The following is a 22,499-nucleotide window of genomic DNA, read 5'->3' on the forward strand; positions in this document are numbered from 1 at the left end:
GAATTTTTCATGAACGCTCCTGACATTAAAAAATACTTAAATCTCGAGCATATCGATACCGACCCTGCAGAAACTGCAGAGTGGAATGAGGCGTTTATGGATTTACTCGCTTCAGGCGATAGTGCGCGCGCCAGGTTTATCTTGGATAACTTGGTAAAGCTTGCTAATAAAAATCAGATTAATTGGGTGCCCGATCTAGTCACGCCTTATATCAACTCAATACCAGTAGATGAACAACCTCCATTTCCAGGAGATTTGGCGATCGAAGAAAAGCTAGCCTCGCTGATGAGGTGGAATGCTCTAGCGATGGTGGCAAAGGCAAATGAAGCTTATGGTGAGCTGGGCGGTCACATTGCTAGCTACGCCAGTGCTGCAGATTTATTTGAGGTTGGGTTCAATCATTTTTTCCGTGCAAGAACTGAGGGTGGAGATGCTAAAGAGCGTGGAGACTTGGTTTTCTTCCAGCCGCATAGTGCCCCAGGCGTATATGCTCGAGCCTATTTAGAGGGAAGGCTGACTGAAAATGATCTTGCGCATTACCGCCGCGAGATTACTGCACCCGAGTCAGGTGCAAGGGGTTTATCTAGTTATCCACATCCTTGGTTAATGCCTGATTTTTGGCAGTTCCCAACAGGCTCCATGGGCATCGGCCCAATCAGTTCGATTTATCACGCACGCTTTATGCGCTATCTCAGTGATCGCAAATTATTAGACTGCTCAACCAGAAAAGTATGGGGTGTGTTTGGTGATGGTGAGATGGATGAACCAGAAAGCATGAGCGCGTTGACATTAGCCTCTAGAGAAAAGCTGGATAACCTAGTTTGGGTTGTCAATTGCAATCTACAACGCCTAGATGGACCGGTGCGTGGTAACGGCAGAATCATTGATGAGTTGGAAAAGCTGTTTAGGGGCTCTGGTTGGAACGTCATTAAATTAGTTTGGGGTAGTGATTGGGACGGACTGTTTGCTAGAGATACCACGGGTGCGCTAGTAAAAGCCTTTGCTCAAACCGTTGATGGTCAAATGCAAACCTTTGCCGCCAAAGATGGCAGCTTTAATCGTAAGAATTTCTTTGGCCAAAATGAGGAATTAGCTCGTCTTGCTCAGGGCATGACTGATGAGCAAATTGATCGACTGAAAAGGGGTGGTCATGATTTAGTGAAAATTCATGCGGCATATCAAGCTGCAGCGAACCATGTTGGTCAGCCAACAGTGATCTTGGCGCACACCAAGAAGGGCTACGGCATGGGTAATGCTGGCCAAGGAAAGATGACAACACATAGCCAGAAGAAGCTAGATGATGAGGCATTAATTGAGTATCGCAATCGTTTCAATTTGCCGTTGACTGATGAGCAGGCAACTAGCCTGACTTTCTTTAGGCCTGATGAGAATAGTGAAGAACTGCAATATCTAAAAGAACAGCGCAATAAGCTTGGTGGACAATTACCTAAGCGCTATTCAGAATGTGACAAATTAAATATCCCAGATATCCATTCATATGCAGCGTTTGCGATTAAAGCCGAAGACAAAGAGATGTCTACCACAATGGCTTTTGTGCGCATGCTTGGAAATTTGCTCAAAGATAAAGAGCTAGGACCTCGTGTTGTACCGATCGTTGCGGATGAAGCGCGTACCTTTGGTATGGCCAATTTGTTTAAACAGGTTGGCATTTACTCGAGTGTAGGTCAGAGCTATGAGCCAGAAGATATTGGTTCAGTACTGAGCTATCGCGAGGCCTTGGATGGACAAATTCTGGAGGAGGGTATTAGTGAGGCAGGGGCAATTGCCAGTTGGACTGCTGCAGCAACCAGTTATAGCGTTCACGGGATTGCAATGCTACCTTTTTATATCTATTACTCCATGTTTGGTTTTCAGAGAATTGGTGATGCCATTTGGGCTGCAGCCGATCAACGTGCCAGAGGATTTTTATTGGGCGCTACCTCAGGTAGAACAACATTAGGTGGTGAGGGTTTGCAACATCAAGATGGTAGTAGTCAGCTCGTTGCTGCAACTATTCCTAATTGCAAAGCATATGATCCCGCCTTTGCCGGTGAGCTAGCAGTGATTGTGGATCAAGGGATGCGTGACATGTTGGTAGATCAAAAAGATTTGTTCTATTACATCACCCTCATGAATGAAAACTATGCTCAGCCTGATTTACCTAAGAATGCAGCTGAGGGCGTGATTCGGGGTTGTTATAAATTTAAGACTATTAAGGCCGCTAACGGTGATGGCAAGTCTTGTGTGAGTTTGCTCGGATCTGGCGCCATCATGACTGAGGTTCTCAAGGCAGCAGACATGCTTGCCAATGATGGTATCAATGTTGATATGTTTAGCGTGACCAGTTGGAGTGAGTTATCTCGAGATGGCAAATTGCAGGAGCAAGCTCGACTCTCTGGTAGCACTAGTGATGCGCAAGCATATATCTCAGAGGTATTAGCTCAAGGTCGGGGTCCGATTGTGGCTGCTACTGACTATGTACATGCGCTACCAGAAAGTATTCGCGCATATATTCCTGAGGGCAGAGGATATATAACTCTTGGCACCGATGGTTTCGGTAGGAGTGATACCAGAGCGGCATTACGTGAGTATTTCGGCGTGAATGCGAACAGTATCTATAAGGTAGCCAAAGAATCATTAAAAAAATAATCTTTCACTTGATGCCTTATGATCACTTTATTGTTGGTTATTACCGAATTTTCTGGAGATTAATAGATGTCCCTTATTCAAAAGCTCAAAGCACGCGCAGCTAACAATAATCCCGTGCGTGTGGGCATTATTGGCGCCGGTAAGTTCGGCTCTATGTATCTTTCGCAAGCGCCACGTACTCCAGGCATTCATTTAGTTGCAGTTGCTGATTTATCACCCGCTCGTGCAAAAGAATCGCTTGCTCGCGTAGGATGGGATGCCCCTCGCTATAGCGCTACCTCATTGCAGGACGCCGCTAAGACAGGCGCTACCTTCGTGACAGACGATGCAGAAAAAATGATTGCTAGTGAGCACATTGATATTGTGATCGACTCTACTGGTAATCCGGCGGCTGGTATTCGTCATGCTCTGCTTTGTTTTGATCATCGTAAGCACATTATTATGGTCAACGTAGAAGCAGATGTATTAGCTGGACCATTGCTTGCCCGTAAGGCAGCAGAGGCTGGTGTGATTTATTCCATGGCTTCTGGAGATCAGCCAGCACTCATCGCAGAATTAGTAGATTGGGCAAGAACAATTGGCTTAGAAGTAGTGTGTGCAGGTAAGGGCACTAAATATTTACCCATCTACCATCAGTCCACTCCCGAAACTGTTTGGGGTCATTATGGATTTTCTGAGGAACAAGTTGCTGGTGGCGACTTTAATGCACAAATGTTCAATTCATTTCTGGATGGCACAAAATCTGCCCTGGAAATGGCTGCAGTATCGAACGCCTGTGATTTAACTCCTCCGAGTAATGGCTTGGAGTTTCCACCTTGTGGGGTGGATGACTTGCCACATATCTTCCGACCCATTTCTGAAGGCGGCATTCTGAAACAAAAAGGAACTGTTGAAGTGGTGTCTTCAGTTGAGAGAGATGGGCGCCCGGTATTTAGAGATTTACGTTGGGGTGTTTTTGCAGTGTTTGAGGCACCCAGTCAATATGTCATCGATTGCTTCTCACAGTACGGTTTAAAAACAGATAGCACTGGTAAATATGCAGCGATGTATAAGCCTTATCACTTGATAGGTTTAGAGCTAGGTATTTCCGTTGCAAGTATTGCAGTCCGAGGAGAGGCTACTGGGGCGACTGGTGATTGGAGGGGTGACGTTGTTGCTACTGCTAAGCGCGCTCTAAAAGCTGGTGAGAAATTAGATGGAGAAGGCGGCTTCACTGTGTATGGAAAGCTGATGACTGCTGCAGATTCACTCAAACTTGGTGCCTTACCAATTGGCTTGGCGCACAACATGATTCTGAATAAAGATATTCCAGCTGGGAAGCCAGTGTCTTGGAGTGATGTGGATTACGATGCCACTCAGCAGTCAATTCAATTTCGACGTGAAATGGAAAAAGTGTTTGCTTAGAGTTTAGGTGGATATGGTGCGATGGTTCCAGATCAACCAGATGCCTGAAGAAGCAATTAGGATCATGCCTACGACGCTTAAGCCATCGGGTAGCTCACCAAAGATGAGATAGCCATAGCCAACAGCCCAGATCAGCTGCAAGAAAACCAAAGGGGTTAGTTTGTAAGGCCGCATTTTGTAGAAGGCCAGCACAACTAATAGATGGGCAAATCCACCAAATAAACCTATCAAGCCAAATATGACATACTCATATGCAGGCAAGTCGGGAAGTGGCGCTGAAAGCGGTAGTAATAAGGTAGAGATCACGAGCCCAACGATACCGCTGTAAAAGAAAGTGGTGTACTCCGAGTCATCAACCAGTTTTCTAGTGGAGAGCTGAAAGATGGCATTCAGAAATGCCATCAGAACCAGTAGTAGCGCCGCTATATGAAAAATTGCTGAGCCTGGTCTGGCAATAAAGAGAATGCCCAGGAATCCTACTGCGGCAACAAGCCAATCTTTTAATCCAACTCGCTCCCCTAAAATAGGTCCCGATAAAATTGCCACCCAAATTGGAGCGGTGAATGTAATTGATGATGCCTCAGCTAGGGGTAGCCAATTGAGCCCTGCAAAAAATAAGGCTGCCGTTGCAACAAGTAAGCAAGAGCGAAAAAGTTGCAGGCGTAAATTTTGAGTACGCCAGAAATTTTTTCCCAGAAAGTACCAGGCTATCGGGGCCGCAAGTAATAGTTGACCAAAAAAACGAGACCAAACTACAGCGATGAGATTGGTATCTTGAACCAGAATCTTGGCCATTGCATCTACAGTAGAAAAGCAGATTCCACTCAGAATGAAAAGAAAAATCGGTGATTTCACTCTACAGAAACTCCTGCCTTAGCGCATATCCATTCGTTAAAGAGCTTAATTTTTTGACTATTCTTTGTATTCGAGCGATAGGATAAAAAATGGGTTCTATCGGTAGCAGGTAAAAATGTTCCCTTGCCTAATTCAACTAACTCACCACGTGAGATTTCTCTTTCAGCAAAGCGTACGCTCTCTAATACGGCGCCTATACCGTCCACAGCGGCAGATACTGAAAGGGCTGCACGGTCAAATGACATTTTTCGACTTGATGGATTTTTGAGTCCATTAATCTCAAACCATTGCTCCCATGTATGATGATTGAGTGAGGACTCAATCAGGGTTAGCTTACTCATTAACTCTTCTACTGGAATATTGGGATCAATTAATTCTGGCGAGCATAGCGGCATAATTTTTTCTTCACCTAAGGATAGGGAGGTAATCCCGGGGCCTTCATGAATAGATTGATAGGAGATCGCAATATCAACTTCTTGATTACGCAAGAGATCAATTGGCTCAGCTCCAGAAGTCAGTCGAATAGTGATATCAGGATTATTTTTGATGAACTCTGGCAATCTTGGGCTCAGCCACTTGGCGGCAAAACTCGGTGAGCAGTGCAAGGCAAGAACTTGTGAGCTGGGAGCGAGGGTCACTTCACTGCATGCTGCTTCAATGACATCAAATACTCTTGAGAGTGAATCTAATAAACGCCGACCTTCGGCTGTTGGCTCTACTTTGCGATTCTTTCGTAAAAAGAGCACCTTACCAAAATAGTCTTCGAGCTCTCGAATCTGATGACTAATGGCTGATTGAGTGAGGTGTAGCTCCTTAGCAGCTAAGGTGAAGCTTTCGAGGCGGGCAGCAGCCTCAAAAGCTCGCAGGAGCACATAATTTGGCATTTTTCTCATGTAAATGAAATATACATGATTTATATTCATCTATCTATGAATAGTTATCGTTTGTCAAAATCTGTTGCAGCCTTCATGATTGGCCTCAAGTTCAGGTTTGAATCTAAATAAATCACCCGATATTGATCTGCTTGTAAGAAAGAGGAATGTATATGGCCGAAGTAGTGGAAAAAGAACGCAAATTGGATTTGGGTGGTAGAGAGTCCATCTATCAACCAGAAGATAAAACCCAAATTTATCCTTATCAACCAAAATTCAAAAATTTTGCTGAGGAACGTCAGCATCTCAAGGAGCGGTTAGTTGCTGCTTGCAGAGCATTCGCTTTAGAAAAGTTTGATTATGGTTTTGCAGGACACTTAACCGTTCGTGATCCAGAGTTTCCAAATCGCTATTGGACAAATCCAATGGCTGTGCATTTTGATCAAGTGAAGGTGTCTAACTTAATTTTGGCGGATCATGAAGGTAATGTCATAGAAGGCAAGCATGCATTAAATCGTGCCGGCTTTGTATTACACGCAGCCGTTCATGAAAAGCATCCTGACATTGTTGCGATGTGCCATGCCCACACCGTTTATGGAACCGCATTTGCATCGCTTGGTAAGCCGTTAGATCCAATCTCACAAGATGCCGCTGCATTCTTTGAAGATCACATGGTGTTAGCAGAGCAGGCTGGTCAAGTGGCCGTTGAAGATAACGCTGGCTATCAAGTAGCAGGATCATTGAAGAAAGTGAAAGCAATCATTCACCGTAATCATGGTTTATTGACAGTAAGTCGTCATAGCATTGAAGCAGCAGCGTTTTGGTTCATCGCCTTAGAGCGTTGTTGCAAGCAGCAGATGATGGTTGAAGCCACAGGCATTAAGCCTATATTGTTACCTCCAGAAGTGGCGCGCTACAGTCGTGAGCACGTCGGTAGTGAGTACATTGGCTGGTTACATTTCCAGCCAATCTGGGGTTATTTAAAAGAAAACCAGCCAGATATGTTTGCGTGATTTAGAAGATTTACGCTCAAAGAAAAATCCCAGCAATGCTGGGATTTTTTAATTGCTTGAGAGAACTTGCTCGAGTTGAAGGATGAGACTTTTTCTAGCACGGGTTGCATGTAACTCAGAGAGCTCGGCCGCTTTTTTCTCATCACCATTTTTAATTGCATCTGCAATTGCTTGATGCTCATCCCAAATGGCCGAGCGTTGAGTCGATTGCAAGACTGCGCCCATGACTCGACGTAAATGAGCCCAATGTAGGTGAGCGCTCTTCGCAATGAGTAGGTTTTCGGAGGCTTCATAGATTGCACTATGAAAAGCAATATCAGCATCGATTAATGCTCTGACATCCCCTTTTTCAGAAACAGCACGACCATGTTTGATGAGGGCGGGATCAAGTACACACTTTTTACTAGCTGCGAGTTTTGCAGCTAAAGAATCCAATGCACCACGTACTTCATAGAGCTTATCGATCCACTCGATATTTAAAGCGGTGACTTGTAAGCCTCTACCGGGAGCGTCCTCTACAAAGCCATCCATTTTTAGCTGACGCAGGGCTTGAAGGACGGGTAGGCGAGAAACATTCATCTGCTCAGCAATCTCTTCCTGGGTAATCCGGGTGCCGGGCTGCAACGAACCATCACTAATGGCATCAAGCAAAGCCTTGTATACCGCTTGGACGTAATCGGTTCTGGCTGGGAGTTTATTGAGTTGAGAAAGCATCTTTTTCGTGTTCTGGGGGCCTGAAATGCGTGTTTTGGGCCTGCGCCCCTGTAAAAAATATTATATACTCTGTATACAGTATACAAAGTATGGAAAACTAGTCAATTCACAGGAGACTTTAGTAATGACAAGCAAACAGGAACAGGCGGAAAAGAAGATAGGCGCTTCTGCTGGAACAAGTGCAAAGCCACAGAAATTGGTTCCCTATGGTGGTTACTACACTAATAAAGTTCCTGGTCATGATCCAGAGCTGACAGAAGTTGGTCCCGGCACGCCAATGGGTGAATACATGCGTGGATTTTGGCATCCCGTATGTATGTCACTAGAGTTAACAGACACTCCAAAATTTTTAACCATCTTGGGCGAAGAATTGGTTACGTTTCGTGATGGTAGCGGCAGGGTTGGTGTATTGCATGCACACTGTGTGCATCGCGGCGCATCACTTGAATATGGTTTGATTCAAGAACACGGTATTAAGTGTTGCTATCACGGTATGGTATTTGATGTCGATGGCACCTGTTTAAATGCACCTTTCCCTAAAGGTGAAGAAGCTGAAGCGGAAAAATATGCCTGCTCAATTCAGCAAGGCGCATACAAAGCGTTCGAAAGAAATGGTTTGGTATTTGCATACATGGGGCCTCCTGATAAAGAACCGCCATTCCCAGAGTGGGAGTCTGACTTCACGGTAGCACCTAGTGATGAACTAGTGCCTTACAGTAATTTCCAGCACTGCAATTGGTTGCAAGTTCAAGATAATGCTGCTGATAATTTCCACACTGCAGAATTGCATGCTGCTAAAAACGTTGTGGGCGGTCATTTTCAAGGCACAACATTTGATGAGGTGGGCGCTCCAACCATGGAAGTCCATCCAGATATGCAGTTTGTACCAATCCATGGCGGTAGAGGCTTAGCTTGCTCTGGCGCACGCCGTGTTAACAACGATAAATTGTTTATTCGTGTTCAGCATCAAGTGCTACCAAACCTTAGTTTGCATGCCTACACCTCTGAAGATGGTTCTAATAAGAAATTATTCAGCCGCTTTCATATTATTCGCTGGACAGTTCCAGTCGATGACTTTAATAGCAAGATGATTGGTTGGCGAGTGATGGGTCCTGGTATTGATACTCGCGGTATCGGACAAAAAGAGTTGGTTGGCTACGAGTCAATTGACTTTTTAGATGGTCAAGTTGCCTTGAGAAGGGCTGAGCGTTTTGGCAAGCATACGATTAATGACATCGTGGATATCCCATCAGATCACAGGGCACGTTCAAATTACAAAATGGCGCAATATGCACCTGGCGATTACGAAGCCATCATTAGCCAGAGACCAATTGCGATTCATGCACTAGAAAATCCGACCAAGTTTGATGCGGGCCCATATTTATTCAGAAAGCTGTTACGTGATGCAGTTCGTGGCTCTAATCCAGCAGCTAGCGCAGAAGCATTCTCTGAGTGGTTAAAAGAAATTAATGGCGCTCCAAATAGTTATTGCTCTGGTAACGTGTTTGAGCTACCAATTGGCGCTACGACTGAAGAAGAAGTTGCACAAAGGCGCTTCGTTGCTAAGAGTGTAATTTCTATTCTCACAGAGAGCGAGCAGTACAAAGGCAAAGAGCGTGAGGCCTTCGTGAAGCAAAAAATGGAAGAGCTTGAGCAAACTGCAAAAGCACAATTTAAGCATTAATCTATAGATCAGAAGAGATGGGCTGCGATTGCAGCCCATTCTTTATGTGGAGCGAGACAAAAAGTGAATAACATTTCCAGCGCAGACTCTGAAGAGCTAATGATTGAGGTTCAAAGTACCGGCCAAAAAATAAGTATCACGAGAGCCGAATCCATCATCGATGCTTTGGCAAGATCCGGTATTGATATACCTACTTCATGCCAATCCGGCTTGTGCGGTACCTGTAAGACCAGATATATCAGTGGCGATATAGAGCATGGCGACTGCATTTTGAGTGATGACGAACATCAGGAGTACTTAACTCCTTGTATCTCGCATATCAGAAGTGGAACATTAGTCCTTGATTTATAAAAAACAAAGTAATTACAAAATATACGTCTTAGGTGCGGGTGCTGTTGGTTGCTACTTCGGCGGCATGTTAGCCCGCGCGCATCATGATGTCACTTTTATTGCTAGGTCTGAGCGTACTAAGGCTCTCAATGAGTCTGGCTTAGAGATGGATTGCAAGGCATTTCATGAAACGATTGCAGTCAAGGCAAGCGCTGAGCTCTCGATTTTGAGTGATGCCGATTTAGTGTTGCTGAGCGTGAAGTCGCTCGATACTGAACGGACGCTTGCACAAGTTCAATCTATTCTGCCAAGCAAGGCAGTGATTCTGAGTCTGCAAAATGGCGTAGCCAATATTGACGTTGCCTCCAAGGTGGTTGCCAATCCAATTTATGCGGCAGTGGTTTATGTTGCTGCAGGGATGGTTGGTCAAAGAACGATGAAGCATCACGGCAGAGGCGAGTTGCTGATTGGCAATCCGTCACAAGCTAATGCTCGGGATGATCAGCATCTTCAAGGGATTTGCGCCTTATTTGAGGGGGCAGGTGTGCCTTGCACAATCGCGTCACAGATTAAGAGAGATATGTGGCTAAAGTTTTTAGTGAACTGTTCTTTTAATGCCATTTCAGGAATTGGTCAGATTCCTTATGGAGAAATGGTGAAGTCTCCCGAGATTGTTAAGTTGATTGAGGAAATTACTAAAGAGTTTCTAGCGATTGCTGCACTTGAAGATGTCAATATCACGATGTCTGAAGCTGTTGCAATCAATGCCTCTATAGCGACCACGATGGTCACCCAAGTTTCTTCTACTGCCCAGGATCTGGCCAGAGGAAAAATGACAGAGATTGATTTCTTAAACGGCTATATCGTGGAGTTGGGTAAGCGATACGGAATTCCTACCCCCTATAACGAATCTGTTCATGCCTTAGTCAAGATGTTAGAATCGCAAATCAAATAGAGGGGTTTGATCCTTCTGCATCAATTTGCTTTTCCCAAGAGGCATCTATAAATGCAGGTAGTTTCATGCATTCATGAAAGATTTTCATGAGGGTAGGATAGGGGTTGATATCCATCTTGATGCTTAAGGCATTAAAGACTTGTGGCACTAGGCAAATATCAATGAGGCCAGGCTGATCTCCGAAAGCAAAACGACCGACACGCGGGTCGCCACTTAATTGCTTTTCCATACTATCAAGACCTATTTTGATCCAATGCTGATACCAGGCATCTTTCACCTCATTATTGGCTCCCACTTGCTTGATTAAGTAGCGTAACACCCGTAAGTTGCTAATAGGGTGAATATCAATCGCAATATCCATCGCTAATGAACGCACCCAAGCACGATCGATTGGTGAACTTGGTAGCAAAGCTGGTTGAGCCTGAATCTCTTCTAAGTATTCAATAATGGCCAGCGATTGATGAATGCTATTTTTTCCATCATCCAATAATGGCACTAGACGGTTTGGATTTTTATTCACATAACCCTCAGACATTTGTTCGCCACCATTTTTAGTGAGGTGAACTGGAATGACTTCGTAATCCATACCCTTGAGGTTTAGTGCAATGCGAACACGGAAGGCTGCTGAGCTACGCCAATAGCTATAGAGCTGGGGTTTCATGTGAATACTTTCGTTTGACTCGTTGCTCACAGTATATTGATGAAGCAAATTTGAGAGAAGGGCTTTTCAATTGCTTTAGACTGCTTGCTATGGAAGATATTAATTTTTGGATTGGCATCATCGCAACTATGGCATTTGCCGTTACTGGTGTTTTAGCTATTGCAGATCGTGGAGTGGATATTTTTGGTGTTTTAGTGCTGGGCTTGATCACCGCAATCGGCGGGGGAACCATTCGAGACATTATCTTAGAGGCTCCTCCCTTTTGGGCTGAGAACCAGATTTATGTGTGGCTTGCGCTAGGTGCTAGCGTACTCACTTTCTTTGCTGAATCTTTTTTTACTCAACCGCAGATATATCGGTGGATGTTATACATCGATGGTTTTGGTGCTGCACTATTTGCGATTCAGGGGGCAGATAAAGCTTGGAATATGGATTTTGGCTTGCCAGTTGCGCCCGTGATCTTGGGAGTCATTACAGCCATTGGCGGAGGTTTACTACGAGATATTTTGGCTGGACGCAAAACACTATTAATGTCGCATGAGTTATATGCCATTCCGGTAACGCTGGGATGCTGTGCTTATGTACTGGTGTTGAACTTTATTCCTCAATATGCGATTGAGGGTTCAGTACTGTGCATGTTGGGGATCTTTGGACTACGCGCAGCCGCTATTTATTGGGATCTGCGCGTACCAAAGATGTTTATTACTAAAACGCGCTAACTGCTCCGTCACTACGTGGGTCCCAGCCACCACGCAGGGTACCCGAGGGATCGCGAATGATGCAACCAGCATGACCAACCGTCTCATCAAAAGAATCTAACATCTCAATGTCATGACCCATGGCATGCAATTCTTTTGCAACCCATGGACTAAAGCGAGATTCTAATTTCAGACTATCGCTTGTTTGGCCCCAAGTGCGACCGAGCAACCAGCGTGGGCGACTAATCGCATCTTGTGGATCAAGTCCATAAGTAGCGGTGCGAGTAAAGACAGCGCATTGTGTTTGCGGTTGACCATCACCACCCATGGTGCCGTAGACCATTGAGCGACCATCTTTAAATAAAGCCATCGCTGGATTGAGCGTGTGGAAAGGTTTGCGATAAGGCTCAAGATGATTTAGCACCTTGGGATCGAGAGAGAAGCTGCAGCCACGGTTCTGCCAATTCACGCCAGACTTTGGTAGAACAATACCAGCCCCAAACTCGTGATAGATACTTTGAATGAAAGAGACGCAGTTACCATCGCCATCAATCACGCCCATCCAGATCGTATCTGCAGGGCCTTTGCCTTGACCCCAAGGTAAAGCTTTTTTAGGGTTGATGTTCTTAGCAAGTGTTTTCAAGAATGCGGGAGATAAAAATGCTTGCGCATTCTTTGTCATGTAAGCCGGATCAGTTACAAATTGATCCCGAATCTTAAATGCTTGTTTGGTTGCTTCAACGCAGTGATGCACATACTCTGTACTATCTACCTTGAAGCGTTTTAAGTTCAATTGATCCAAGATGCCAATGATCATCAATGACACCACGCCTTGCGTAGGCGGAATCATGTTGTATACCTTACCGGTACTATGCTTGAGCTCAAGTGGATCAATGAGTTTTGCATGGTGACGATGCAGATCGCTTAAGCGTAAGGGACTGCCAATATCAGTCAGTTCTTTTGCCAATAAATCAGCAAGATCACCACGATAAAAATCATCCGTACCTTTGCTTGCAATTTGACACAATGTTTTAGCAAGACGCTCTTGCTTAAAGATACTGCCAACTGCTGGTGCTTTACCGTTTACTAAGAACGTCTTAGAGAAACCAGGGATAGAGCTGAGTTCCTCACGCTTCTTAGCGGTTAAGCTTGATTGACTATGAGTAACTGGCACACCGGCTTCAGCGTAATGAATAGCATCAGCTAATAAACGCGATAAAGGAATCTTGCCGCCAAGACCTTGTTTGGAAAGCTTGTGTGCGGCGCCCCAGCCAGAGATTGTGCCGGCTACGGTATTGGCTGCAACTGGTCCACGAAATGGAATCGCTTTAGTAATACCGCGCTCTGCATACCATTGCTTGCTAGCTAAACCAGCAGCAGCGCCACAAGCATCAATACCACCCATTGCTTTACCAGGTGAATGGATCACCCAGAATGAGTCGCCACCGATTGAATTCATATGGGGATAAACGACAGCAATGGTAGCTGCAGCAGCCACCATTGCTTCTAATGCGTTACCACCTTCTCTCAGAACTGCTAATGCTGATTCAGAAGCAAGGGAATGCGGTGCGACCGCCATCCCTTGAATACCCCACTTTGCTTGCATTGCAAAACCCCTCTATTTTTTTGCACAACTATTTTTATATTATTTATTGTCTCGCAATTGTCGCTCGATATCCGCACTAGAGTCTACGGTGATCTCATTTTGCTCAACTCCAGCAAGTGGATCAACGGAGGGCCCGCTGGCATCAAAGGCAGCAGTCGGCTTATCAACAAAGTAGGTCACTGTTTCTGGGATGAAGATGATGATCGCTACCAAAATCAGTTGCAGACCAACCCACGGAAGGGCTCCATAGTAAATATCAGAGCTTTTAACGGTTTTATCGGCCACCCCTCGCAAGTAAAACAAGGCAAATCCAAATGGTGGATGCATGAATGAGGTCTGCATATTGGCACCAAGTAGCACGCCAAACCAGATCAGATCAATACCTAACTTATCTGCAACAGGCGCTAGCAGTGGAATAATGATGAATGCAATTTCAAAATAGTCTAAGAAGAAGGCTAAGAAGAAGACAAATAAGTTCACCACAATCAAGAAGCCGATTTGTCCGCCTGGTAGGCCTGTTAAGAGCTCCTCAATCCAAAGGTCCCCATCTACTCCGCGGAAGGTCAAACCAAATACCGTAGAGCCAATCAGAATGAAGATCACCATGGCATTGATGCGCATGGTGGAGGTCATTGCTTCCCAGACTAAAGTTTTTTGTAGACGCTTGTTCATTGCTGCGAGAACTAATGCTCCTACAGAACCCATGGCGCCACCTTCAGTTGGTGTGGCTAGGCCCATTAAGATCGTTCCCAGCACTAAGAAAATCAGTGCAATTGAAGGAACAATACCCCAGAGGATTTTCTTAAATAACTTCCAATCAATTTTTGGACGAGCTTCCGGTGGAAGTGCCGGCACATCTTGTGGTCTAAAGATCGACAAGAAGAAAATGAATAAACAGAACAGTGCCACTTGAATAATCGATGGCCCAATAGCGCCAGCGTACATATCACCAACAGATTTACCTAACTGGTCAGCCAACACAATTAATACGAGTGATGGTGGAATCAATTGGGTGATGGTTCCTGATGCAGCAATCACTCCGGTAGCTACACGTGGGTTATAGCCATAGCGCAACATGATTGGTAGGGAAATTAATCCCATTGCAATCACAGATGCGGCCACGGTTCCAGTAATCGCACCGAGAATCGCGCCAACAATAATGACTGCATAAGCTAAGCCACCACGGACTGGGCCAAACAACTGACCCAAGCCTTCGAGCATGTCTTCTGCTAATCCACATTTCTCCAGAATCGCACCCATGAAGGTGAAGAAGGGAATGGAGAGTAGCAAGTCATTCGAGAGAATACCGAATACTCGGTCTGGCAGCGCTTGTAAGAAAGTGGGCTGAAACATGCCCATTTCGATACCGATAAATGCAAAGAATAGGCCAACAGCGCCAAGAGAAAAGGCGGCTGGATATCCAAGCAATAAAAATATAATTAAGCCCCCAAACATGATGGGGGCCATCAAATCATGGCTAATCATTGCAGAGGTCTTTCGTACTTAGGATCGATTTGAATCATGCCGATAATGGCAGCATAGCGTTTGATGATTTCTGAAATACCTTGGAGTGTTAATAAGAAAAATCCCAAAGTAATCGCGCCACGAACTGGCCAACGAATCAGGCCACCTGGATTACTCGAAGTTTCATTTTGAATTACCGAAGTAACAAAAAATTCCCAGGAGTAGTAACCGATGATGATTGTTACTGGTAAGAAGAAAACAATGCCACCCCAAAAGTCCAACCAGAGTCGGAGTTTGTTGGGGTACATTGCATAAAGTACGTCTACTCGCACATGTTCATTGAGGCGGAAAGTGGTTGCAGCACCAAACATCACCATGCCGGCGAATAGATACCACTGCGCTTCTAGCCAACCGTTGGAGCTGACATTGAAGCCATACCGAATCAGCGCATTTGCTGTGCTGACCAGTACGGCTATCAATACCATCCAACTCGCTAATACACCAAAACGGTCATTTAAACGATCAACGAAACTTGCAAAAACTAAAAATTGTTTTGGCATATCAGATTCTCAATAAAGTTTTATTTGACTGGATTAGTCAACATGAAGCTCATGAGAGTTTGCTCAGCAACTTTGTTCCACAACATTTGATCGTTGCGGAATTTTTTCCAAGGCTCGTAAATCTTCTTGAACGATGGATTTTTAGCTGCTTCTTCTTCATACATTTCGAAGGCTGCATTTGATGCTGCTTTCATAATTTCTGTTGAATAAGACTGTAGCTTCACACCGTTCTTAATTAAGCTTTGCAAGGCGATTGGGTTTTTATAGTCGTACTCGGCCATCATGTCGATGTTGCACTCTGCACACGCTGAAGCTAAAGCTTCTTGGTATTGCTTAGGCAACTTTTCCCATTCCTTTATGTTGACGTACATGGAGTACATCGAGCAAGCTTCCCACCATCCTGGGTAGTAGTAGTAAGGAGCAATTTTGTAGAAGCCGAGTTTTTCATCGTCGTAAGGGCCAACCCACTCAGCCGCATCAATCACACCTTTTTCAAGCGCTGGATAAATATCACCGCCGGCAATTTGTTGTGGAATTGCTCCTAAACGGGACATGACTTCGCCACCGAGACCAGCGATACGCATCTTCAGGCCTTTAAGGTCAGCAACAGTCTTGACTGGCTTTTTGAACCAGCCACCCATTTGAGTGCCGGTGTTGCCTGCTGGGAAAGAAATAATGTTGTAGTCGCGCAAGAACTCGCGTTGGAGCTTTAAGCCACCACCCCAATACATCCAGGCATTTTGCTGGCGCTGGTTCATACCAAAAGGAACAGTAGTATCAAAAGCAAAAGTTTTGTTTTTACCTACAAAGTAATAGCCGGCAGTGTGGGTGCACTCAACAGTGCCTTGCTGTACCGCATCAACGGTACCGAAGGCTGGAACGATTTCGCCCGCGCCGAAAATACGAATTTGGAATTTGCCATCAGTCAAAGCGGCAACCCGCTTGGAGATGAACTCGCCACCACCATAAATAGTGTCTAAGCTCTTTGGAAAGCTAGAAGCACAGCGCCATTTCACTTCTGGCATAGATTGGGCAATCGCCGGTGCAGCTAATACACCTGCAGCTGCGCCAAGTGCGGTTTTACCTAAAAAGTCACGTCTTTTCATTTGAATTGCTCCTTGTTGGATATTTATAGGGCGGCATTTTAGTAATGCCTTTTTATTCACTTCTGAGACTATTAAAACGAATTGGGGTTTTATTTCTTAATGTAGTTTGCACCCAGATGCACAAATGCGCACCCTCTTTGTGCATACTGCCATAAAAGTGGGCTAATCCCTATTAACTTCGTGGTTTATGGGGGCGTTGCAGTAAATCCACATTTCTCGGGAAAACCCCGAGTCAAATTCATGAGGAATTACCCTAAGTAATAGATTTCTTTGATTTTTTTCAAAGCATAATCGGCGGGTTGTTTTTTTATTTAATAAAAATAGTTAGGAGCTACTGATGTCTACAGCACACAAAGCAGCCCCAATGACCGCTGAAGAGCGCAAAGTTATTTTTGCTTCCTCATTAGGTACGGTTTTTGAGTGGTACGACTTTTATCTTTACGGTTCATTGGCTGCCATTATGGCCAAGCAGTTTTTCTCAGGCTTAGATGCTGGCTCTGCCTTCATTTTCGCTTTGCTAGCATTCGCGGCTGGTTTCATCGTGCGTCCATTCGGCGCATTGGTGTTCGGTCGCTTAGGCGATTTGATTGGCCGTAAATACACCTTCTTGGTCACCATCCTCTTAATGGGTGGCGCAACCTTCATCGTGGGTATTCTGCCTAACTATGCAACTATTGGTGTTGCCGCTCCAGTGATCTTGATTGCATTGCGTATGCTTCAAGGTTTGGCTTTGGGTGGTGAGTACGGTGGTGCTGCTACCTACGTTGCAGAACATGCTCCTAACGGTAAGCGCGGTGCATACACAGCTTGGATTCAGACAACAGCTACTCTTGGCTTGTTCCTCTCCTTGCTCGTGATTTTGTTCACACGTGAATTCACTGGTCCAGACTTTGATGTTTGGGGCTGGCGTGTTCCATTCCTTCTCTCAATTATTTTGTTGGCCGTTTCTGTTTACATCCGTTTATCGATGAACGAATCCCCAGCATTTAAGAAGATGAAGGAAGAGGGCAAACTCTCCAAAGCGCCTTTGACAGAATCATTTGGTCAATGGAAGAACTTGAAGATTGTTATCTTGGCATTGTTTGGTCTGGTTGCAGGTCAAGCGGTGGTTTGGTATACAGGTCAGTTCTATGCTTTGTTCTACCTTACTCAAGTATTGAAGGTAGATCCTAAGACTGCAAACTTATTGATTGCTGCTTCATTGGTAATCGGTACACCATTCTTTGTGATCTTCGGTACTCTGTCAGATAAGATCGGCCGTAAGGTCATCATCATGGGTGGTTTGTTAATTGCTATCATCCTGTACATCCCGAACACACCAGTGTCCTTGTTTAACGGCTTAACTCACTTTGCTAACCCAGCGTTAGAAAAAGCGATGGCAAGTGCACCAGCAAGTATTACTGCTGATGTGAACGAATGTACTTTCCAGTTCAACCCAACAGGTACTGCGAAGTTCACTAGCTCTTGCGATATTGCAAAGCAGGTGATGGCTTCTAACTCTGCTAGCTACACAACTATCGCCGGCCCAGCTGGTGGAACTGCAGTTGTGAAGATTGGCGATACAGAGATTCAAGGTTACTCTGCTAAGGGTATGGCTCCAGCTGATGCGAAAGCAAAAGATGCTGAGTTCAAGAAAGCAATTCGTGATGCATTGAATGCTGCTGGTTATCCTGCAAAGGCTGATCCTGCTGCGATCAATCATGCTGCGATTTTGGGTATCTTGGTAATTTTGGTGATCTTGGTAACCATGGTTTATGGTCCAATTGCTGCGATGTTGGTTGAGATGTTCCCAACCCGCATTCGTTACACCTCTATGTCCTTGCCATACCACATTGGTAACGGTTGGTTTGGTGGCTTGATGCCAACAATCGCCTTCGCCTTGGTTGCGCAAAACGGTAATATTTACTATGGTCTCTGGTACCCAATTATCATCGCTACGATAACGTTGGTAATCGGTACACTCTTTATCAAAGAAACCAAAGACGTAGATATCTATGCACGTGACTAATTAGATGTAAAACATCTTCAGTCTGCAGTATCAAAAAGCCCGATCACACAATGATCGGGCTTTTTTTATTCCCATAAATCTTTTTGATTGCGATTGTTCAGTAGCTTTTGATTTTGCTGAGCAATGGAAATATCTCTTGCTCCAGGCACCACGGTAATCTGCGCCCCCGCAGTCAAGGCACCAGTCTTGATGACCCGAAGGTACCAGCCGCTAAAGCCAGATTGCAACATCGCCTTGGAAGCGCCTTTGTAGCGCATAGCAGCGTTGAATTTGAAGCAGGGCTCACGCAATTTGACGACGACAAATTCGAGATCACCGATCAATAATTTATCTCCAACAAAGACCTCGGTTTCGAGTAGGCCTTCGATCGTAAAGTTCTCACCAATGGCGCCATGCGCAAGCGTAGTCGGCTTTTTAGTTTCGCGAGTTAGTAGCTCGTTCCAAAAAGCGTAGTGTTCCGCTGGATATACATAGATCGCTTTCTCAACACCACCATGCACACTTAAGTCTGCTTGCTCATCACCCTGCACTCCAAGAGTGGTAATTTCAACCGGGCTTGGGTTTTGCAAATTACTCACGCTCTTTTTGTGAATTGCTGACGCAACGGTTTTGTAATCCGGATGGTGATTACCAAAGAGGGGCAATACTTTGCCACTAGAAATCGATAGAAGACGCATAAGTAAAAATGCCTGATAAGATCAAACGATAAATTAAAGAGAGTAAATGATGCACCTATATAGGGTAGTCACCATCATATTTTTTAGCGTATTCCTGAGTCAAGGGGCTCACGCTAAATGGGATGAAGAGCGCGATGTCACTACGAACGGTAAAGATGAGTTAGTTTATTACTTCAAGACCAATGAGCAGGGGCAGAAATTGGTTTTAGATAAATATGTAAAGCGTCTGATTTTTATCCGCCCTGATCGCCTTCATAAACGCACTATTAGGCAAATTAAGATCGATGGAGTACCTGTAGATGTTACGAGCGACCCCTTTTCACGACACCCCGAGCAGACAGCGATTGTTTTCGACAATAAAGATGAGGTCCTCAAAAAACTTTTCTTGGCTAAGAAAATTGAACTGGATGTGCGTTATGGCCGAGAACAAGAGGTAAGTACTTTTCTGGTGAAATAAATTTGTTAAAAGGAGTGAAACAATGTCAGATCACAATAATGATGTGCTAAGTCGGCGAAATGCTATCAAGCTAGGCGTTGCCTCACTGTCCTCCGCGGGCTTGGTTGCTGGAGTTCAGGCGCATAAGACTGATGACGTAGTGAAGACCCCATTTGTTGTAGCGCAAACCTTCATACCGATTGCAGGTGGCAATGCTGAATTTCCTGTGCGCCGCATTTACTGCATTGGCAGAAATTATGCAGCGCACGCCCGCGAGATGGGGTCTGATCCTACGCGCGAGCCACCATTCTTTTTTCAAAAGCCAACGGATGCTATTCAGTTTGTAGCTCCCAATAAGATAGTGGATCACCCTTATCCATCACTAACGAAAAATTATCATTACGAAGTAGAGTTAGTGGCAGCATTGAAAACTGGTGGGAAAAATATTTCTCCACAAAATGCCCTGGATCATGTTTATGGTTATGCCTTAGGTCTTGATATGACGCGTCGTGATTTGCAGCGCTTTATGGGAGATCAAAAAAAGCCGTGGGAAATTGGAAAATCTTTTGATTATTCGGCACCGATTGGGCCAATCTTTCCTGTTGCGCAAGTGGGGCACTTTACGAAGGGCGCCATCTCGCTTTCCGTGAACGGAGTAGTAAAGCAAAAAGCGAATTTGGATCAGATGATTTGGTCTGTAGCGGAACAAATCGCTAAGCTATCAGAAGCTAACGAACTATTCCCTGGGGACATCATTTACTCCGGAACGCCTGAGAATGTGGGGCCAGTTGTGCGAGGAGATGTTGTTCGTTGCAGTATTGATAATTTGCCTGATTTAGTCATCAAGATTGTCTGATTTGCAGTATTGGGCGATCTAAAGTCGGCAAATTGAGCATTTGGAGCAAATAAGCTAAAATCTCAGATTCGGCGAATTAGCTCAGCTGGTTAGAGCGACGGAATCATAATCCGCAGGTCCGGGGTTCAAATCCCTGATTCGCCACCAATTTAAAGGCCATTGCCCACCGGCAGTGGCCTTTTTTCTTAAGCTGACTAGAATCGTCTTATGGCTAAATTTTGGAACTTTGTCTTTTTTCAAGTGGGCTGGTTTGCTTGCATTTTGGGCGCTGCTTATCAGCATGAGCTCTGGGCGGTAATCGGAACCCTGGCCTATATTGCTATTTATCTCTGGCGCTCCCAAACCCCAAAGCTAGAACTCACCTTGCTGCTAAAGGTTCTATCTTTTGGGATCCTGACCGATAGCCTTCTCATGTATTTGGGGATTCTCGACTTTAAGGGCACATGGCCCTCTCCTTATTTATCACCAGCATGGATGTGGGCTCTCTGGCTTTTAGTGGCCAGCACTCTCAATAGCTCCCTATCTTGGCTCAATGGTAAGCCTGTGCTAGGGATGGTTTTAGGGGCAATTAGCGGCCCACTATCTTATGAGGCTGGTATTCGAATGGGAGCTGCAAACTGGGGTTCTGGGTCCCATATCCTTGCTTTAGGGCTCATTAGCGTGGTCTGGGCTGTAGCAATGCCCCTCTTTTTCTATTGGGTTGGACCTATTACCAGGCCTGCCCTAGCAAAAAATACGTAAATTCCTTTAAAAAGTCACTTGCAAATACTACTGTTTTTATATACAGTAACTTCTAAGTTGTGAAACAGTAGATAAAACTTCGGGAAAAAGCCCAATACAAAGCGAAAAGGAATCAAAAATGGCCTTGGATGACAAAAGAAAATCAGCCTCCTCAGAATTTGAGGGAATGAGCGGAGACAAGCAAAAAGCACTAACAGCAGCCTTAGCGCAAATTGAGAAACAATTTGGCAAGGGCTCAATCATGAGATTGGGCGATGCTGAAATCAGTCAAGATATTCAGGTGGTATCAAGCGGCTCACTCGGTCTTGATATTGCTCTTGGAGTTGGCGGACTGGCACGTGGTCGCGTGATTGAGATTTACGGACCAGAATCTTCCGGGAAAACAACATTAACTTTGCATGCGATTGCAGAAATGCAAAAGCTTGGTGGTACTTGTGCGTTTATCGATGCTGAGCATGCATTAGATGTTCAGTACGCATCACGCCTTGGCGTGGATGTAAATAATTTATTGATCTCTCAGCCAGATACAGGCGAGCAAGCTTTAGAAATTGCCGATGCATTAGTGCGTTCTGGTTCGATTGATTTAATTGTGATTGACTCAGTAGCAGCTTTGGTTCCTAAGGCTGAGATTGAAGGCGATATGGGCGATTCATTACCAGGTTTACAAGCGCGCCTCATGAGTCAAGCTCTACGTAAGTTGACCGGCGCAATTAAGCGTACCAATACAACCGTGATTTTCATTAACCAAATTCGTATGAAGATTGGTGTGATGTTTGGTTCACCTGAGACCACTACTGGCGGTAATGCATTGAAGTTCTATGCTTCTATGCGCTTGGATATTCGCCGCATCGGCAGTATTAAAAAGGGTGATGAAGTGGTTGGCAATGAAACCCGCGTGAAGGTGGTTAAGAACAAGGTTTCGCCGCCATTCCGTGAGGCGATCTTTGACATTATGTATGGCGCTGGTATTTCAAGAGAAGGCGAAATCATTGATATGGGCGTTGAGGCCGACCTCGTTGAAAAATCAGGTTCTTGGTATAGCTACAACGGCGATCGTATTGGTCAAGGTAAAGATAATGTGCGTGACTTCTTAAAAGAGAATCCAGCGATCGCTAAAGATATTGAAGCCAAGATTCGTGAGAAGTTAGGCGTTAAATCTGGCTCAGCAGTAGTCACTGATGTGCTGAGCGAAGAAGAGGAAGTCGAATAG

21 protein-coding genes and 1 tRNA gene are annotated in these 22,499 nt (G+C 44.9%); 13 read left to right on the plus strand and 9 right to left on the minus strand.

Annotated features, from left to right (window positions below):
- Positions 1–9: 9 nt before the first annotated feature.
- Together mdeB and ICN17_RS04230 are read left to right on the plus strand one after the other, a co-directional pair.
- Positions 10–2,649: an alpha-ketoglutarate dehydrogenase gene (gene mdeB / locus ICN17_RS04225; RefSeq protein ID WP_216236267.1), complete on the plus strand. Its 2,640-nt coding sequence runs from the start codon at positions 10–12 to the stop codon at positions 2,647–2,649.
- A 66-nt stretch (positions 2,650–2,715) separates the two neighbouring features.
- Entirely contained in the window at positions 2,716–4,053 is a 1,338-nt protein-coding gene (locus ICN17_RS04230) for an NAD(P)H-dependent oxidoreductase (RefSeq protein ID WP_216236268.1), read from the plus strand.
- A gap of 3 nt (positions 4,054–4,056) precedes the next feature.
- On the opposite strand, the gene ICN17_RS04235 is transcribed toward ICN17_RS04230, so the two are convergent.
- Positions 4,057–4,908 (minus strand): DMT family transporter, encoded by an 852-nt coding sequence (locus ICN17_RS04235; protein ID WP_216236269.1) that lies wholly within the window; start codon positions 4,906–4,908, stop codon positions 4,057–4,059.
- Complete coding sequence (locus ICN17_RS04240) at positions 4,905–5,831, minus strand: LysR substrate-binding domain-containing protein (protein ID WP_216236270.1); 927 nt, start codon at positions 5,829–5,831, stop codon at positions 4,905–4,907. Before ICN17_RS04240 ends, ICN17_RS04235 begins: the two co-directional genes overlap by 4 nt.
- Positions 5,832–5,953: 122 nt before the next feature.
- Here ICN17_RS04240 and ICN17_RS04245 point away from each other — a divergent pair, with 122 nt between their 5' ends.
- Positions 5,954–6,793 (plus strand): class II aldolase/adducin family protein, encoded by an 840-nt coding sequence (locus ICN17_RS04245; RefSeq protein WP_216236271.1) that lies wholly within the window; start codon positions 5,954–5,956, stop codon positions 6,791–6,793.
- A gap of 48 nt (positions 6,794–6,841) precedes the next feature.
- Here the strand turns inward: ICN17_RS04245 and ICN17_RS04250 are convergent, their stop codons facing one another.
- The gene (locus ICN17_RS04250) at positions 6,842–7,507 is read right to left on the minus strand and encodes a GntR family transcriptional regulator (protein ID WP_216236272.1); all 666 of its coding nucleotides are present in this window, start codon (positions 7,505–7,507) and stop codon (positions 6,842–6,844) included.
- Positions 7,508–7,631: 124 nt separating this feature from the next.
- Here ICN17_RS04250 and ICN17_RS04255 point away from each other — a divergent pair, with 124 nt between their 5' ends.
- The 3 genes from ICN17_RS04255 to ICN17_RS04265 all read left to right on the plus strand — a co-directional run bounded on the left by ICN17_RS04255 (position 7,632) and on the right by ICN17_RS04265 (position 10,476).
- A complete protein-coding gene (locus tag ICN17_RS04255; protein WP_216236273.1) occupies positions 7,632–9,191 on the plus strand; it encodes a Rieske 2Fe-2S domain-containing protein in 1,560 nt (519 codons plus the stop codon).
- 63 nt (positions 9,192–9,254) lie between these two features.
- A complete protein-coding gene (locus tag ICN17_RS04260; protein WP_370625943.1) occupies positions 9,255–9,542 on the plus strand; it encodes a 2Fe-2S iron-sulfur cluster-binding protein in 288 nt (95 codons plus the stop codon).
- A complete protein-coding gene (locus tag ICN17_RS04265; protein WP_216236274.1) occupies positions 9,532–10,476 on the plus strand; it encodes a ketopantoate reductase family protein in 945 nt (314 codons plus the stop codon). Before ICN17_RS04260 ends, ICN17_RS04265 begins: the two co-directional genes overlap by 11 nt.
- On the opposite strand, the gene maiA is transcribed toward ICN17_RS04265, so the two are convergent.
- Entirely contained in the window at positions 10,469–11,137 is a 669-nt protein-coding gene (maiA, locus tag ICN17_RS04270) for a maleylacetoacetate isomerase (protein WP_216236275.1), read from the minus strand. The two genes, ICN17_RS04265 and maiA, sit on opposite strands and share 8 nt — an antisense overlap.
- 89 nt (positions 11,138–11,226) lie before the next feature.
- Between maiA and ICN17_RS04275 the strand changes: the two genes are divergently transcribed.
- Positions 11,227–11,856 carry a trimeric intracellular cation channel family protein gene (locus ICN17_RS04275; RefSeq protein WP_216236276.1) on the plus strand — a complete coding sequence of 210 codons (630 nt, stop codon included), beginning with the start codon at positions 11,227–11,229 and terminating at the stop codon, positions 11,854–11,856.
- Here ICN17_RS04275 and ggt read toward each other — a convergent pair.
- The 4 genes from ggt to ICN17_RS04295 are packed head-to-tail and all read right to left on the minus strand — an operon-like array spanning position 11,843 to position 16,571.
- Positions 11,843–13,441: a gamma-glutamyltransferase gene (gene ggt, locus ICN17_RS04280; protein WP_216236277.1), complete on the minus strand. Its 1,599-nt coding sequence runs from the start codon at positions 13,439–13,441 to the stop codon at positions 11,843–11,845. The genes ICN17_RS04275 and ggt overlap by 14 nt on opposite strands.
- A 39-nt stretch (positions 13,442–13,480) precedes the next feature.
- Complete coding sequence (locus tag ICN17_RS04285; RefSeq protein WP_216236278.1) at positions 13,481–14,926, minus strand: TRAP transporter large permease subunit; 1,446 nt, start codon at positions 14,924–14,926, stop codon at positions 13,481–13,483.
- Positions 14,923–15,465, minus strand: a complete 543-nt coding sequence (locus ICN17_RS04290) for a TRAP transporter small permease subunit (protein WP_216236279.1) — start codon at positions 15,463–15,465, stop codon at positions 14,923–14,925. Before ICN17_RS04290 ends, ICN17_RS04285 begins: the two co-directional genes overlap by 4 nt.
- 20 nt (positions 15,466–15,485) lie before the next feature.
- A complete protein-coding gene (locus tag ICN17_RS04295) occupies positions 15,486–16,571 on the minus strand; it encodes a TRAP transporter substrate-binding protein (RefSeq protein WP_087910349.1) in 1,086 nt (361 codons plus the stop codon).
- Between the two features lie 337 nt (positions 16,572–16,908).
- On the opposite strand from ICN17_RS04295, the gene ICN17_RS04300 reads away from it, so the two are divergent.
- Positions 16,909–18,579: an MFS transporter gene (locus ICN17_RS04300; protein WP_216236280.1), complete on the plus strand. Its 1,671-nt coding sequence runs from the start codon at positions 16,909–16,911 to the stop codon at positions 18,577–18,579.
- 65 nt (positions 18,580–18,644) lie between these two features.
- Here the strand turns inward: ICN17_RS04300 and ICN17_RS04305 are convergent, their stop codons facing one another.
- Positions 18,645–19,256, minus strand: coding sequence for an MOSC domain-containing protein (locus tag ICN17_RS04305; protein WP_216236281.1), 612 nt, complete (start codon positions 19,254–19,256; stop codon positions 18,645–18,647).
- Between the two features lie 46 nt (positions 19,257–19,302).
- On the opposite strand from ICN17_RS04305, the gene ICN17_RS04310 reads away from it, so the two are divergent.
- The 5 genes from ICN17_RS04310 to recA all read left to right on the plus strand — a co-directional run bounded on the left by ICN17_RS04310 (position 19,303) and on the right by recA (position 22,499).
- Entirely contained in the window at positions 19,303–19,713 is a 411-nt protein-coding gene (locus tag ICN17_RS04310) for a hypothetical protein (protein ID WP_216236282.1), read from the plus strand.
- 22 nt (positions 19,714–19,735) lie between these two features.
- Positions 19,736–20,548 (plus strand): fumarylacetoacetate hydrolase family protein, encoded by an 813-nt coding sequence (locus tag ICN17_RS04315; protein WP_216236283.1) that lies wholly within the window; start codon positions 19,736–19,738, stop codon positions 20,546–20,548.
- Positions 20,549–20,618: 70 nt separating this feature from the next.
- A tRNA-Met gene (locus tag ICN17_RS04320) sits at positions 20,619–20,695 on the plus strand.
- A gap of 60 nt (positions 20,696–20,755) precedes the next feature.
- Positions 20,756–21,289, plus strand: coding sequence for a DUF2878 domain-containing protein (locus ICN17_RS04325; RefSeq protein ID WP_216236284.1), 534 nt, complete (start codon positions 20,756–20,758; stop codon positions 21,287–21,289).
- 118 nt (positions 21,290–21,407) lie between these two features.
- The gene (gene recA / locus ICN17_RS04330) at positions 21,408–22,499 is read left to right on the plus strand and encodes a recombinase RecA (RefSeq protein WP_087909514.1); all 1,092 of its coding nucleotides are present in this window, start codon (positions 21,408–21,410) and stop codon (positions 22,497–22,499) included.

It is taken from the genome of Polynucleobacter sp. 73C-SIWE (assembly GCF_018882465.1).
Classification (GTDB): Bacteria; Pseudomonadota; Gammaproteobacteria; order Burkholderiales; family Burkholderiaceae; genus Polynucleobacter.